Raw genomic sequence first — 12,830 nt, 5'->3', positions numbered from 1 at the left:
AGCCGGATGCCCGGAAACATCGGAAGTGAATCCGCTACGGGTTCGGTTCACCGAAACAACTCTGACAGCGAGTCGCACTGCCCAGGCAGCATTTTTTTAAAAAGATTGTTGCGACACGCCCGACCGCGGGGGTCGGAAGAACAGCTGGTGCAAACCGCCAGATCCGCAAGGACGGGCGGTTGATGGCCAGGAAGAACAAAGGATGGAGTTACGACGCCATGGCCGGACAGAAGATCCGCATCAGGCTCAAGTCGTACGACCACGCTGTGATCGACAGCGCTGCACGCAAGATCGTGGAGACTGTCACACGCGCTGGCGCTACGGTTGTGGGCCCCGTGCCGTTGCCGACTGAAAAGAACGTGTACTGCGTTATTCGGTCGCCCCACAAGTACAAAGACAGCCGCGAGCACTTTGAAATGCGCACCCACAAGCGGCTCATCGACATCGTCGACCCGACGCCCAAGGCAGTTGACTCGCTCATGCGCCTTGACCTCGCCGACGACGTCAACATCGAGATCAAGCTCTAAGGGAGGGACTTTCAATGGCTAACACCCGTTCCAAGGCCCTTCCCACCACCCGCACATTCAAGGGCCTGCTCGGCAAGAAGCTCGGCATGACCCAGGTGTGGGACGAAGAGGGCAACCTCGTTCCCGTCACCGCCGTCGCCGTTGACACCAACGTTGTCACCCAGATCCGCGACGTCGAAACCGACGGCTACGCAGCAATCCAGATCGGCTCGGGCGAAATCGACCCGCGCAAGGTCAACAAGCCGACCGCCGGTCACTTCGACAAGGCCGGTGTGACACCTCGCCGCTACCTCGTTGAGCTTCGCACGGCTGATGCCGGCGAATACTCGCTCGGCCAGGAGTTCGGCGTTGACGTCTTCGAAGCCGGCACCAAGGTTGACGTGACCGCCAACACCAAGGGCAAGGGCCACGCAGGCGTTATGAAGCGCCACGGCTTTGCCGGTGTCGGCGCATCGCACGGTCAGCACCGCAACCACCGCAAGCCCGGCTCCATCGGCGGCGCAGCCACACCCGGCCGCGTCTTCAAGGGCCAGCGCATGGCCGGCCGTATGGGCAACGTCAAGCAGACCACCCAGAACCTCACGATTCACGCGGTCGACGCTGAAAACAGCGTTCTGCTGCTCAAGGGTGCTGTTCCGGGAGCCAAGGGTGCTGTCGTCCTCGTTCGCTCTGCAGTGAAGGGAGCATGACTCCGATGGCTGAAACCAAGTCAATCGACGTTCTCGACGCAGCCGGCAAAAAGGCCGGAACCGCTGAACTGCCCGCCGCGATCTTCGATGTGCCGACGAACGTCGCGCTCATCCACCAGGTCGTGACTGCGCAGCTGGCCGCAGCTCGCCAGGGAACGCACAAAACCAAGACCCGCGCTGAAGTCCGCGGTGGTGGCCGCAAGCCGTGGCGCCAGAAGGGCACCGGCAACGCACGCCAGGGTTCGATCCGCGCTCCGCAGTTCGCAGGCGGCGGCATCGTCCACGGTCCGGTTCCGCGCGACTACTCGCAGCGCACCCCCAAGAAGATGAAGGCTGCAGCACTGCGCGGCGCACTTTCTGATCGGGCGCGCTTCGACCAGGTGCACGCTGTGACTGCCCTCGTCGACGGTGACACGCCTTCGACCAAGGCTGCTCGCGTAGCAATCGAAAAGCTTTCGAGCAACAAGAACCAGCTCGTCGTCGTCACCGACGACGACCGCGTCACCGAACTGTCGGTTCGCAACCTGCCCAACGTGCACACGCTGCACTGGGGACAGCTGAACACCTACGACGTGCTGATGGCCGACGACATCATCTTCACCGAGGCTGCGCTCAAGGCGTACCTCGGCAAGAACGAGGAGGCAGCCAAGTGAGCAGCGTAACCATCAAGGACCCGCGCGACATCATCATCGCGCCGGTCGTTTCGGAGAAGACCTACGGGCTCATGGACGAAGGCAAGTACACCTTCCTCGTTGATCCGCGGTCGAACAAAACCGAAATCAAGTACGCCATCGAAAGCATCTTCGGCGTCAAGGTCGACAAGGTCAACACCTTCAACCGCGAGGGCAAGCGCACGCGCACCCGCACCGGTTACGGCAAGCGCAAGAACACCAAGCGCGCCGTCGTCGCCCTTCGCGAAGGATCGATCGACATTTTCGGCGGATCGCTCTAAGCGATCCAGTTCAGAAGGAATTGAAGACTCATGGGAATCCGTAAGTACAAGCCCACGACCCCGGGCCGCCGTGGCTCGTCGGTCGCGGACTTCGTCGAAGTGACCCGGTCTACGCCGGAGAAGTCGCTTCTGCGTCCGCTGCCGAAGAAGGGCGGCCGCAACAGCCAGGGCCGAGTCACCACCCGTCACCAGGGCGGTGGCCACAAACGCCAGTACCGCGTGATCGACTTCCGTCGTCACGACAAGGACGGCGTCCCGGCAAAGGTCGCACACATCGAATACGACCCGAACCGCACCGCGCGCATTGCACTGCTGCACTACGTCGACGGCGAGAAGCGCTACATTCTCGCCCCGAACAAGCTCAAGCAGGGCGACCGCGTCGAAGCCGGAGCACAGGCTGACATCAAGCCGGGCAATGCTCTGCCGCTGCAGAACATCCCCGTCGGCACCGTGATCCACGCAATCGAACTTCGCCCCGGCGGCGGAGCCAAGATCGGCCGCAGCGCCGGCACTTCGGCTCAGCTCGTTGCGAAGTTCGGCCGCTACGCACAGCTGCGCATGCCCTCGGGTGAAATCCGCAACGTCGATGCTCGCTGCCGCGCGACCGTCGGCGAAGTCGGCAACGCCGAGCAGGCCAACATCAGCTGGGGCAAGGCCGGCCGCATGCGCTGGAAGGGCGTGCGTCCCACCGTCCGCGGTGTTGCAATGAACCCGATCGACCACCCGCACGGTGGTGGTGAAGGCCGCACCTCGGGTGGCCGTCACCCGGTCAGCCCCTGGGGCCAGCCGGAAGGACGCACCCGCCGTCCGAACCGCGAAAGCGACAAGTACATTGTGCGCCGCCGTCGCACCGGCAAGAAGCGCTGATAGGGAGCCTAGAAAATGCCTCGTAGCTTGAAGAAGGGCCCCTTCGTAGACGAGCACCTTTTCCAGAAGGTCGCCGCTCAGAACGAAAAGGGCACCAACAACGTAATCAAGACGTGGTCGCGTCGCTCGATGATCATCCCGGACTTCCTGGGACACACCATCGCGGTCCACGACGGACGCAAGCACGTCCCGGTGTTCATCACCGAATCAATGGTCGGGCACAAGCTCGGCGAATTCGCACCGACGCGGACGTTCCGCGGCCACGACAAGGACGACCGCAAGGGCCGCCGCGGCTGAGCCGCGCCCCTACGCGTCCTATAAGGAGAGAAGGAAACGATGGAAGCCAAGGCGAAGGCACGCTTTCTGCGTGTGACGCCCATGAAGGCTCGGCGTGTCGTTGACCTCGTTCGTGGTCAGCAGGCAACCGAAGCCCTCGCGATGCTCAAGTTTGTTCCCCAGGCTGCATCTGAGCCTGTCTACAAACTCGTCGCATCGGGCATCAGCAACGCCCGTCAGGAAGCTGACAAGCTCGGCGTTGCATTCAATGAAGACGACCTCGTGATCTCAGAGATCTACGTCGATGAAGGACCGACCATGAAGCGGTTCCGTCCTCGCGCCCAGGGTCGTGCACACCGCATCGACAAGCGCACCAGCCACATCACCGTGGTCCTCACGGACGGCTCGGACGCTGATGGGAAGGAGAACGCCTGATGGGTCAGAAGATCAACCCCACCGGGTTCCGGATGGGCATCACCACCGATCACCGTTCGAAGTGGTTCTCGGACTCGACCGTTAAGGGTCAGCGCTACAAGGACTACGTCGGCGAAGACATCCGCATTCGCAAGATGCTCGAAACCGACCTCGAACGCGCGGGCCTTGCAAAAATCAACATCGAGCGCACCCGTGACCGTGTTCGCGTGGACATCCACACGGCACGCCCCGGCATTGTCATCGGCCGCCGGGGTGCGGAAGCCGACCGCCTGCGCTCCAAGCTTGAGAAGCTCACCGGCAAGCAGATCCAGCTGAACATCCTCGAAGTCAAGAACCCCGAGGTCAATGCACAGCTGGTCGCCCAGGGTGTAGCAGAGCAGCTTGCCAGCCGCGTGGCATTCCGCCGCGCTATGCGCAAGGCAATCCAGTCCGCACAGCGCGCAGGTGCCAAGGGCATCCGCGTGCAGTGCTCCGGCCGTCTCGGCGGCGCTGAAATGAGCCGTTCGGAGTTCTACCGCGAAGGCCGTGTGCCGCTGCACACCCTGCGGGCGAACATCGACTACGGCTTCTACGAAGCGCACACCACCTTCGGCCGGATCGGCGTGAAGGTCTGGGTCTACCGCGGCGACATGACTGACAAGGAACTTGCCGCTCAGGAAGCTGCACAGACCAACCAGCGCGGCGGACGCGGTGGACGCGGACGCGGCCGCGGTGGACGCGGACGCGGCGGTCAGGGCGCAGCTCAGCAGAAGAACGACAATGCTGCAGCTTCGAAAGAAGCCGCAGCCGGAACGGAGGGCTGACACGTGCTGATCCCTCGTCGTGTTAAGTACCGCAAGCCGCACCACCCCAGCCTCGACGGCTACGCCAAGGGCGGAACCGAACTGGCATTCGGTGAATGGGGCATTCAGGCACTCGACGCCGCTTATGTGACCAACCGTCAGATCGAAGCTGCTCGTATTGCCATGACCCGCCACATCAAACGCGGCGGCAAGGTCTGGATCAACATCTTCCCGGACCGTCCCATTACCAAGAAGCCTGCCGAGACCCGCATGGGCTCCGGTAAGGGCTCACCCGAATGGTGGGTTGCACCCGTCAAGCCCGGACGCATCATGTTCGAGCTCGGCGGCGTTTCGGAACAAGTGGCTCGCGAAGCTCTGCGGCTCGCAATCCACAAGCTTCCGATGAAGGCCCGCATTGTTTCTCGTGAAGGTGGTGAATGACGTGGCAGTAGGATCCAAGGATCTGACCATGGACGTTCTCGACGGCTACAACAACGAACGTCTGGGCGAAGAGCTCAAGAAGGCAAAGGCTGAACTGTTCAACCTGCGCTTCCAGGCCGCAACCGGCCAGCTCGACAACCCCGGTCGCGTGAAGGCCGTCCGGAAGGACATTGCACGCATCTACACCGTGCTTCGCGAACGCGAGCTTCTGCTCCGCACCAACCCGGCTGACGCTAAGGAAGAGGGCAAGTGATGTCTGAAGTGACAGAAACCACCCAGCGCGGCAGCCGTAAGACCGCGCGCGGCTACGTTGTGTCTGACAAAATGGACAAGACCATCGTGGTTGAGGTCGAGCGCCGCAAGCAGCACCGCCTGTACGGCAAGATCATGCGCACGACCACCAAGTTCAAGGCCCACGACGAAGACAACACCGCTGGTGTTGGCGACCTCGTGCGTGTTGCTGAGACCCGCCCGTACTCGGCAACGAAGCGCTGGCGACTCGTAGAGATCATCGAGCGCGCCAAGTAATTCGCGGCCACCGGCTGCGGTCCGCCCCGGTCCCGCCCCCACTCCTGGGGGCGGCTACCGGGGAACCGCACACGGGCACTGTAAACACAACCGTTCCGCAAGGCTCATAAAGAGAACCAGCGAGACGACAGGAGAAGACATTGATCCAGCAGGAGTCGCGACTGAAAGTCGCTGACAACACCGGTGCCAAGGAGATCCTTGCCATCCGGATCCTCGGGGGTTCAGGACGTCGCTACGCGTCCGTCGGCGACACGATCGTCGCTACGGTCAAGGACGCAATCCCCGGCGGCAACGTCAAGAAGGGCGACATCGTCAAGGCCGTTGTTGTGCGCACCCGCAAGGCGCAGCGTCGCAACGACGGTTCGTACATTTCGTTCGACGAAAACGCAGCCGTCATCCTCAAGACCGACGGTGAACCGCGCGGCACCCGCATCTTCGGCCCCGTGGGCCGTGAGCTGCGCGAAAAGAAGTTCATGAAGATCATCTCGCTCGCACCGGAGGTGTTGTAAGAATGACGGCACCTAAGCTGCACATCAAGAAGGGCGACACCGTTCAGGTGATCGCCGGTGCAAAGCAGGAGCGCGGAGGCGACCGCGGCAAGCAGGGCAAGGTTCTGGCCGTGTACCCCGAACGCCAGCGTGTTCTGGTCGAAGGCGTCAACCGCATCACCAAGCACAAGCGCGCCACTCAGACCGCAGCCGGCGCTACTGCCGGAGGCATCGAGATTCACGAAGCTCCGATTCACGTTTCGAACGTCATGCTCGTTGACCCCAAGGACAACAAGCCGACCCGCGTGGGCTTCCGCGAGGAAAAGGTTGAACGCGACGGCCGCACCAAGACCGTCCGCGTCCGCTACTCGCGTCGTACCGGAGAGGACATCTGATGACTGAAGCAACAGCAACCAGCCGTCCTGCACCTCGACTGCGCGAGTTCTACCGCAACGAGATCGTCGCGAAGATGCAGGAGGAGTTCAACTACGCGAACCCCATGCAGGTTCCCACGATCGAAAAGGTCGTCGTGAACATGGGTGTCGGTGACGCCGCCCGCGACTCGAAGCTCATCGAAGGCGCAATCAACGACCTGACCCTCATCACGGGTCAGAAGCCGGTTGTCACCCGCGCACGCAAGTCGATCGCACAGTTCAAGCTGCGCGAAGGCCAGCCGATCGGCGCTCACGTCACGCTGCGCCGGGCGCGCATGTGGGAGTTCCTCGACCGCACCATTTCGCTGGCACTGCCGCGTATCCGCGACTTCCGCGGACTCTCGGACCGCCAGTTCGACGGCAACGGAAACTACACCTTCGGCCTGACCGAACAGTCGATGTTCCACGAAATCAACCAGGACAACATCGACCGCGTTCGCGGTATGGACATCACGATCGTCACTACCGCCAAGACCGACGAAGAGGGCCGGGCGCTTATCAAGCACCTGGGCTTCCCCTTTAAAGCAAACTGAACCACTACGTTGAAGGTCCGTGTCGATCCACAATCGGAAACGGCACAGAAACCGCAGCGAGGAAGGGCTAAAGCCCAATGACTATGACTGACCCAGTCGCAGACATGCTTACGCGTCTGCGCAACGCCAACTCGGCGTACCACGAGGATGTCAGCATGCCCCACAGCAAGCTGAAGGCGAACATCGCCGACATTCTCAAGGCCGAGGGCTACATCGCCGACTACCGCGTCGAAGACGCCCGCGTCGGCAAGACTCTGGAGATGGACCTGAAGTTCGGCCCGAACCGCGAACGTTCGATCGCCGGCCTCAAGCGCGTCTCGAAGCCCGGTCTTCGCGTCTACGCCAAGAGCACCAACCTGCCGAAGGTTCTCGGCGGTCTCGGCATCGCGATTCTGTCCACGTCGTCCGGTCTGATGACTGACCGCACGGCAGCTAAGAAGGGTGTGGGCGGGGAAGTCCTCGCCTACGTCTGGTAAGGGAAGGAGAGAGCACAATGTCACGTATCGGCAAGCGCCCCATCTCCGTTCCCAGCGGTGTTGAGGTCAAGATCGACGGCCAGACCGTCAGCGTGAAGGGCCCCAAGGGCGAACTGAGCCACACGGTTGCTGAACCGATCAAGGTTGAGCTCGAAGACGGCGTCATCACCCTTGAGCGTCCGAACGAGGAGCGCGAATCTCGCGCCCTGCACGGTCTGTCGCGCACCCTGGTCGACAACATGATCGTCGGTGTGACCCAGGGCTACGAAAAGAAGCTCGAGATCGTCGGCACCGGCTACCGCGTTCAGGCGAAGGGCAGCGACATCGAAATGTCGCTGGGCTACTCGCACTCGATCCCGGTTGCCGCACCGCAGGGAATCACCTTCACGGTTGAGGGCAACAACAAACTCACCGTCAGCGGAATCGACAAGCAGCTTGTCGGCGAAGTCGCTGCGAACATCCGCAAGCTTCGCAAGCCCGAACCCTACAAAGGCAAGGGTGTCCGCTACGCAGGCGAACAGGTTCGCCGCAAGGTTGGAAAGGCTGGTAAGTAACCATGGCCTTCGGATTGAAGAAGAGCCGCGGCAAGTCCAAGACTGCTGCACGCAACCGTCGCCACGCCCGTCTGCGCAAGCACATCAACGGCACGCCCGAACGTCCGCGTCTTTCGGTGACCCGCTCGTCGCGTCACGTGTTCGTCCAGGTCATCGACGACGAAGCCGGCAATACCGTTGCTTCGGCCTCGACTATGGAAGCCGAGCTGCGTTCGTTCGACGGCGACAAGACCGCAAAGGCACGCAAGGTCGGCGAGCTCATCGCCGAACGCGCGAAGGCCGTCGGTGTTGAGGCTGTTGTGTTCGACCGCGGCGGCAACGCCTACCACGGCCGTGTGGCCGCAATCGCAGAGGGCGCACGTGAAGGAGGTCTGGCGCTGTGAGCAACGAAGAGAAGACAAACCAGACTGAGCAGCAGAACCCCGATCGCGGTCGCGGTCGCGGTCGCGGCCAGGGCGGTCGCCGCGGTGGACGCGGTGAGCGCGAAGACAAGAACCAGTTCATTGAGCACGTTGTCACCATCAACCGCGTGTCCAAGGTTGTGAAGGGCGGACGCCGGTTCTCCTTCACCGCCCTGGTCGTTGTGGGCGATGGCGATGGCATGGTCGGAATGGGCTACGGCAAGGCCAAGGAAGTTCCCGCGGCCATTGCCAAGGGTGTTGAGGAAGCGAAGAAGAACTTCTTCCGCGTCCCCCGCATCGAGAAGACCATTCCGCACCCGGTGCAGGGTGAAGACGCCGCGGGCGTTGTCCTGCTCCGTCCGGCTTCGGCCGGTACCGGTGTTATCGCCGGTGGTCCTGTCCGTGCCGTCCTCGACTGCGCTGGCATCCACGACATCCTTTCGAAGTCGCTGGGTTCGGCAAATGCGATCAACATCGTGCACGCCACCATTGCAGCGCTGAAGGGCTTGGAGCGTCCGGAAGAAGTCGCGGCTCGCCGTGGCCTGCCGGTTGACGAAGTTGCTCCGCACGCTCTTCTGCGCGCAGCAGAAAGCGGGGCAAGCGCCTGATGGCTAAGAAGCTGAAGATTACGCAGATCAAGTCGACGATCGGTGGCAAGCCGCAGCACCGTGAAACCATCCGCACTCTCGGTCTTAAGCGTCTGAACCACTCGGTGGTTCGCGAGGACCGTCCCGAGGTTCGCGGTATGGTGAACGCTGTTCGCCACCTGGTCAAGTGCGAAGAGGTGGACTGACATGGCTGAAGAACGTGCACTCAAGCTTCACCACCTGCGCCCCGCTGAGGGCGAGAAGACCGCCAAGCACCGCTACGGTCGTGGTGAAGCAGGCAAGGGCGGTAAGACCGCAGGCCGCGGAACCAAGGGCACGAAGGCCCGCTACCAGGTTCCCCACGGTTTCGAGGGCGGACAGACGCCGCTGCACATGCGTCTGCCCAAGCTGCGCGGTTTTAAGAACCCGAACAAGGTGACCTACGCGGTCATCAACCTGGACAAGCTGCAGGCGCTGTTCCCGGAAGGCGGCGACATCACGGTTGCCGATCTGGTGGAAAAGGGTGCTGTCCGCGCCAAGCAGCCCGTCAAGGTTCTCGGTGAGGGTGAACTCACCGCGAAGATCAACATCACGGCTGAAAAGTTCTCCGGTTCCGCGATCGAAAAGATCAAGGCTGCCGGCGGCACTGCAACTGAAGCCTGATTGACGGCAGCTTAGGCTGTCTGATTTCGCTGACGAGGCGGAGGTCATCTTGACCTCCGCCTCGTCTGTTTTTGTTTTGGGAAGCGTTGGGCGAGGTGCCGGTCGCCTGGTATGTCAGATTCGGGTTTGCTTGGCCTGTTGGAGCGGAGTAAAGTACCTGCGGTATCTGTCTGCGGAATCGTCGTGCCTTGAACTTGTCGAAGGTGCGGGTTCTTGATCTCAGGAGGACGTTTGTTCGGCGCTATCGGTAGAGCCTTCCGGACCCCGGATCTGAGGAACAAACTCCTCTTCACCTTGGGCATTATCGTGCTCTTCCGCTTGGGCAGCTTCATTCCTGCGCCGGGCATTGACTACGCGAACGTTCAGCAGTGTGTTTCCAATCCGCAGCTGAATTCGGGTGCCTTCGGCATGATCAACCTGTTCTCCGGCGGTGCGCTGCTGAAGCTGTCTATTTTCGCGTTGGGCATCATGCCCTACATCACCGCTTCGATTATCACGCAGCTTCTGCGCGTGGTCATTCCGCGCTTTGAGGCGCTGCACAAGGAGGGTGCTTCCGGGCAGGCCAAGCTGACGCAGTACACCCGCTATATGACTATTGGTCTGGCTGTTCTCAACGCTACGACTCTGGTGACGACTGTGCGCACCGGTGCTCTGTTCGGCAATGTCGAAGGCTGTGAAAACATCATTGTGCGCGATGAGTGGTGGGCGCAGCTGATCATCGTTCTCACCCTCACGGCGGGCACTGCCCTCATTATGTGGCTGGGTGAGCAGATTACGGAGCGCGGCGTGGGCAACGGCATGTCGCTGCTGATCTTCACGTCGGTTGCTGCTGGCTTCCCGACCGCATTCGGCGAGATCCTCAAGTCGAAGGGCCCGGACGTCTTCGCGATTGTCTGCTTGGTCGGTCTGCTGGTTGTGGCGCTGGTTGTCTTTGTTGAGCAGTCGCAGCGTCGCATTCCGGTGCAGTATGCCAAGCGCATGGTGGGTCGCCGTATGTTTGGGGGCACTTCGACCTACATTCCGATCAAGGTCAACCAGGCCGGTGTTATCCCGGTCATCTTCGCAAGCTCGATTCTGTACCTGCCGCAGCTCATCTCTCAGTTCGGCAACCCTGAATCCGGTTGGGTGCAGTGGATCCACACCTACCTGGCCCGGGGTGATCACCCGCTCTACATGGCCATCTACGCCGGTCTGACTATTTTCTTCGCGTTCTTCTACGTTGCGATCACCTTCAACCCTGAAGAAGTCGCCGACAACATGAAGAAGTACGGCGGTTTTGTTCCGGGCATTCGCGCCGGCAAGCCCACTGAGGACTACCTGCGCTTTGTCCTCAACCGCATCACGACTCCCGGTTCGCTTTATCTGGCGTTCGTGGCCATGATCCCGCTGATCGCCTTGGTGCTCGTGGATGCCAATCAGGACTTCCCGTTCGGCGGCACGTCGATCCTCATTGTTGTGGGTGTCGGCCTTGAAACGGTCAAACAGATTGATTCGCAGATGCAGCAGCGCCATTACGAGGGCCTTCTGCGCTGATCTGCCGCTGAGCTCACACAACCCTTTGATCCAGCGCACAGACCCGAATCCCGACCCAGCTGTTGGGGTTCGGGTCTTTGCGCTTAGGTAGCATTCGATTAGGAACACATCGGAAGGACGCACATGACAAAGCGCATCATCCTCATCGGCCCTCCTGGCGCAGGTAAGGGCACCCAGGCAGCCAGGCTCAGCTCCGCACTGTCGATTCCCGCTATTTCGACCGGAGACATCTTCCGCGCGAATGTTAAGGGCGAAACCGAGCTGGGCAAGAAGGCGAAGCGCTACATGGATGCCGGCGAGTACGTGCCGGACGAGGTCACCAATTCGATGGTTGCCGACCGTTTGCAGCAGGATGACGCAAAGGACGGTTTTCTGCTTGACGGCTACCCTCGCACTGAAGCTCAGGTGAATGAACTTGACTCCATGCTGGAAGCCTCCGGTCACAGCCTGGACGCTGTTGTCGAACTGACCGCTGACACCGATGAGATTGTCGGCCGTCTGCTTGCTCGCGCGCAGACCGAAGGCCGTTCGGACGACACCGAGGACGTCATCCGTCACCGTATGGATGTCTACGAAGAGCAGACTCAGCCGCTGACGGACATTTACCGCCGTCGTGGTCTGCTTCGCCAGGTTGACGGCTTGGGGGAGATCGAGGCGATTACGGAACGGATTATGAAAGCGCTTGAGGGCTGATGTTCGGTCCTAAGATCGAACTGAAGACGGACGACCAGATCCGCACTATGCGCCGTGCGGGTTTGGTCACCCGGGCGGCTTTGGAAGCCGCTGCGGCCGCCTGTGTGCCCGGAGCGACGACGGAGCACGTTGACGCAGCTGGCGCGCGGGTGATCGAGGAGCACGGCGCGAAGTCAAACTTTTTGGGCTATATGGGCTACCCGGCCACGCTGTGCGTTTCGGTCAACGACGTTATTGTGCACGGCATTCCGTCCGATGGCATTGTTCTCAAAGAGGGCGACATGGTTTCGATCGACGGCGGAGCGATTGTGGACGGCTGGCACGGTGATTCCGCAATCACGGTGTTTGTCGGCGGGCGGGAAGCTGCGCGTGGGCAGGACCTGCGGGTTTCAGATGCAACAGAAGAGGCCATGTGGGCCGGAATTGCCGCTTTCGCCCGGGCCGATCGCATTGGCGAAATCGGCGAAGCCATCGAGGGATGGGTGTTGGAGAATGCACCTGAGCTCCACGGCGGACTGATTGAAGACTTCACCGGACACGGCATCGGTTCGCAGATGCACATGGAACCAGAAGTCTTGAACTACGCGGTGAAAAAGCGCGGGCCGAAGATCAAACCCGGGATGGCCATCTGCATTGAGCCGATGCTGACCACCGGCGGGTCTGATAGCCGAACGCTTGATGACGACTGGACTGTTGTTACCGCGGATGGCTCCCGTGCATCCCACTGGGAGCACACGGTTGCTCGTCATTCCGGGGGAATTTGGGTGCTGACCGCCCCAGACGGCGGCAGGGACCGTTTGGCCGCATATGGCGTGCAGCCGGCTCCATTGGACTAGGGCTGTAGGTTCACGGGGCGGGTGTTCAGGAAGCTGAACACCCGCCCTTGTTGGTTGTGTGTGGGGTCTTCTTTTGGGCCTGGTTTTGGGTCTGGTTTTGCCTTTGTGTGGTGTTGGGCGGGGCTACTGTTGCCT

23 protein-coding genes are annotated in these 12,830 nt (G+C 61.4%); all 23 read left to right on the top strand.

Annotated elements, in window-relative coordinates:
• The first annotated feature begins 218 nt into the window (after window positions 1–218).
• The 23 genes from rpsJ to map all read left to right on the top strand — a co-directional run bounded on the left by rpsJ (window position 219) and on the right by map (window position 12,695).
• A complete protein-coding gene (gene rpsJ / locus HMPREF3162_RS00405; protein ID WP_019174635.1) occupies window positions 219–527 on the top strand; it encodes a 30S ribosomal protein S10 in 309 nt (102 codons plus the stop codon).
• A 14-nt stretch (window positions 528–541) separates the two neighbouring features.
• Window positions 542–1,216 carry a 50S ribosomal protein L3 gene (rplC, locus tag HMPREF3162_RS00400; protein ID WP_070573435.1) on the top strand — a complete coding sequence of 225 codons (675 nt, stop codon included), beginning with the start codon at window positions 542–544 and terminating at the stop codon, window positions 1,214–1,216.
• A 5-nt stretch (window positions 1,217–1,221) separates the two neighbouring features.
• Entirely contained in the window at window positions 1,222–1,869 is a 648-nt protein-coding gene (gene rplD / locus HMPREF3162_RS00395) for a 50S ribosomal protein L4 (RefSeq protein ID WP_070776616.1), read from the top strand.
• Window positions 1,866–2,168, top strand: coding sequence for a 50S ribosomal protein L23 (gene rplW, locus HMPREF3162_RS00390; RefSeq protein ID WP_019174638.1), 303 nt, complete (start codon window positions 1,866–1,868; stop codon window positions 2,166–2,168). The genes rplD and rplW overlap by 4 nt, the downstream gene beginning before the upstream one ends.
• 30 nt (window positions 2,169–2,198) lie before the next feature.
• Complete coding sequence (gene rplB / locus HMPREF3162_RS00385) at window positions 2,199–3,035, top strand: 50S ribosomal protein L2 (protein ID WP_070573437.1); 837 nt, start codon at window positions 2,199–2,201, stop codon at window positions 3,033–3,035.
• 15 nt (window positions 3,036–3,050) lie between these two features.
• The gene (gene rpsS, locus HMPREF3162_RS00380) at window positions 3,051–3,332 is read left to right on the top strand and encodes a 30S ribosomal protein S19 (RefSeq protein ID WP_026022711.1); all 282 of its coding nucleotides are present in this window, start codon (window positions 3,051–3,053) and stop codon (window positions 3,330–3,332) included.
• A gap of 39 nt (window positions 3,333–3,371) precedes the next feature.
• Entirely contained in the window at window positions 3,372–3,746 is a 375-nt protein-coding gene (gene rplV / locus HMPREF3162_RS00375) for a 50S ribosomal protein L22 (RefSeq protein ID WP_019174641.1), read from the top strand.
• On the top strand, window positions 3,746–4,549 hold the full coding sequence (gene rpsC / locus HMPREF3162_RS00370) for a 30S ribosomal protein S3 (RefSeq protein ID WP_019174642.1): 804 nt from the start codon (window positions 3,746–3,748) through the stop codon (window positions 4,547–4,549). Before rplV ends, rpsC begins: the two co-directional genes overlap by 1 nt.
• A gap of 3 nt (window positions 4,550–4,552) precedes the next feature.
• Window positions 4,553–4,969, top strand: coding sequence for a 50S ribosomal protein L16 (gene rplP, locus HMPREF3162_RS00365; protein ID WP_070776532.1), 417 nt, complete (start codon window positions 4,553–4,555; stop codon window positions 4,967–4,969).
• Between the two features lies 1 nt (window position 4,970).
• Window positions 4,971–5,222 (top strand): 50S ribosomal protein L29, encoded by a 252-nt coding sequence (rpmC, locus tag HMPREF3162_RS00360; protein WP_070573441.1) that lies wholly within the window; start codon window positions 4,971–4,973, stop codon window positions 5,220–5,222.
• The gene (rpsQ, locus tag HMPREF3162_RS00355; RefSeq protein ID WP_026022713.1) at window positions 5,222–5,497 is read left to right on the top strand and encodes a 30S ribosomal protein S17; all 276 of its coding nucleotides are present in this window, start codon (window positions 5,222–5,224) and stop codon (window positions 5,495–5,497) included. The genes rpmC and rpsQ overlap by 1 nt, the downstream gene beginning before the upstream one ends.
• Before the next feature lie 140 nt (window positions 5,498–5,637).
• Window positions 5,638–6,006: a 50S ribosomal protein L14 gene (gene rplN, locus HMPREF3162_RS00350; protein ID WP_019174646.1), complete on the top strand. Its 369-nt coding sequence runs from the start codon at window positions 5,638–5,640 to the stop codon at window positions 6,004–6,006.
• 2 nt (window positions 6,007–6,008) lie between these two features.
• Complete coding sequence (gene rplX / locus HMPREF3162_RS00345; RefSeq protein WP_019174647.1) at window positions 6,009–6,380, top strand: 50S ribosomal protein L24; 372 nt, start codon at window positions 6,009–6,011, stop codon at window positions 6,378–6,380.
• A complete protein-coding gene (gene rplE / locus HMPREF3162_RS00340) occupies window positions 6,380–6,952 on the top strand; it encodes a 50S ribosomal protein L5 (RefSeq protein ID WP_070573443.1) in 573 nt (190 codons plus the stop codon). The genes rplX and rplE overlap by 1 nt, the downstream gene beginning before the upstream one ends.
• 77 nt (window positions 6,953–7,029) lie before the next feature.
• Window positions 7,030–7,428, top strand: a complete 399-nt coding sequence (gene rpsH / locus HMPREF3162_RS00335) for a 30S ribosomal protein S8 (RefSeq protein WP_070573446.1) — start codon at window positions 7,030–7,032, stop codon at window positions 7,426–7,428.
• Between the two features lie 17 nt (window positions 7,429–7,445).
• A complete protein-coding gene (gene rplF / locus HMPREF3162_RS00330; protein ID WP_070573448.1) occupies window positions 7,446–7,982 on the top strand; it encodes a 50S ribosomal protein L6 in 537 nt (178 codons plus the stop codon).
• Between the two features lie 2 nt (window positions 7,983–7,984).
• A complete protein-coding gene (rplR, locus tag HMPREF3162_RS00325) occupies window positions 7,985–8,365 on the top strand; it encodes a 50S ribosomal protein L18 (protein ID WP_070573450.1) in 381 nt (126 codons plus the stop codon).
• Window positions 8,362–8,991, top strand: coding sequence for a 30S ribosomal protein S5 (rpsE, locus tag HMPREF3162_RS00320; RefSeq protein ID WP_019174652.1), 630 nt, complete (start codon window positions 8,362–8,364; stop codon window positions 8,989–8,991). Before rplR ends, rpsE begins: the two co-directional genes overlap by 4 nt.
• Entirely contained in the window at window positions 8,991–9,176 is a 186-nt protein-coding gene (gene rpmD, locus HMPREF3162_RS00315) for a 50S ribosomal protein L30 (RefSeq protein WP_070573452.1), read from the top strand. Before rpsE ends, rpmD begins: the two co-directional genes overlap by 1 nt.
• Window position 9,177: 1 nt before the next feature.
• On the top strand, window positions 9,178–9,633 hold the full coding sequence (rplO, locus tag HMPREF3162_RS00310) for a 50S ribosomal protein L15 (RefSeq protein ID WP_070573454.1): 456 nt from the start codon (window positions 9,178–9,180) through the stop codon (window positions 9,631–9,633).
• Window positions 9,634–9,864: 231 nt separating this feature from the next.
• Window positions 9,865–11,166 (top strand): preprotein translocase subunit SecY, encoded by a 1,302-nt coding sequence (secY, locus tag HMPREF3162_RS00305; RefSeq protein ID WP_070573456.1) that lies wholly within the window; start codon window positions 9,865–9,867, stop codon window positions 11,164–11,166.
• A gap of 123 nt (window positions 11,167–11,289) precedes the next feature.
• Window positions 11,290–11,859, top strand: a complete 570-nt coding sequence (locus HMPREF3162_RS00300) for an adenylate kinase (RefSeq protein ID WP_070573458.1) — start codon at window positions 11,290–11,292, stop codon at window positions 11,857–11,859.
• Window positions 11,859–12,695, top strand: coding sequence for a type I methionyl aminopeptidase (gene map / locus HMPREF3162_RS00295; protein ID WP_070776531.1), 837 nt, complete (start codon window positions 11,859–11,861; stop codon window positions 12,693–12,695). Before HMPREF3162_RS00300 ends, map begins: the two co-directional genes overlap by 1 nt.
• Window positions 12,696–12,830: the final 135 nt, after the last annotated feature.

The sequence above is a fragment of the Brevibacterium sp. HMSC07C04 genome (genome assembly GCF_001815905.1).
GTDB lineage: Bacteria > Actinomycetota > Actinomycetes > Actinomycetales > Brevibacteriaceae > Brevibacterium.
This window is presented reverse-complemented; position numbering and strand designations above follow the sequence as displayed.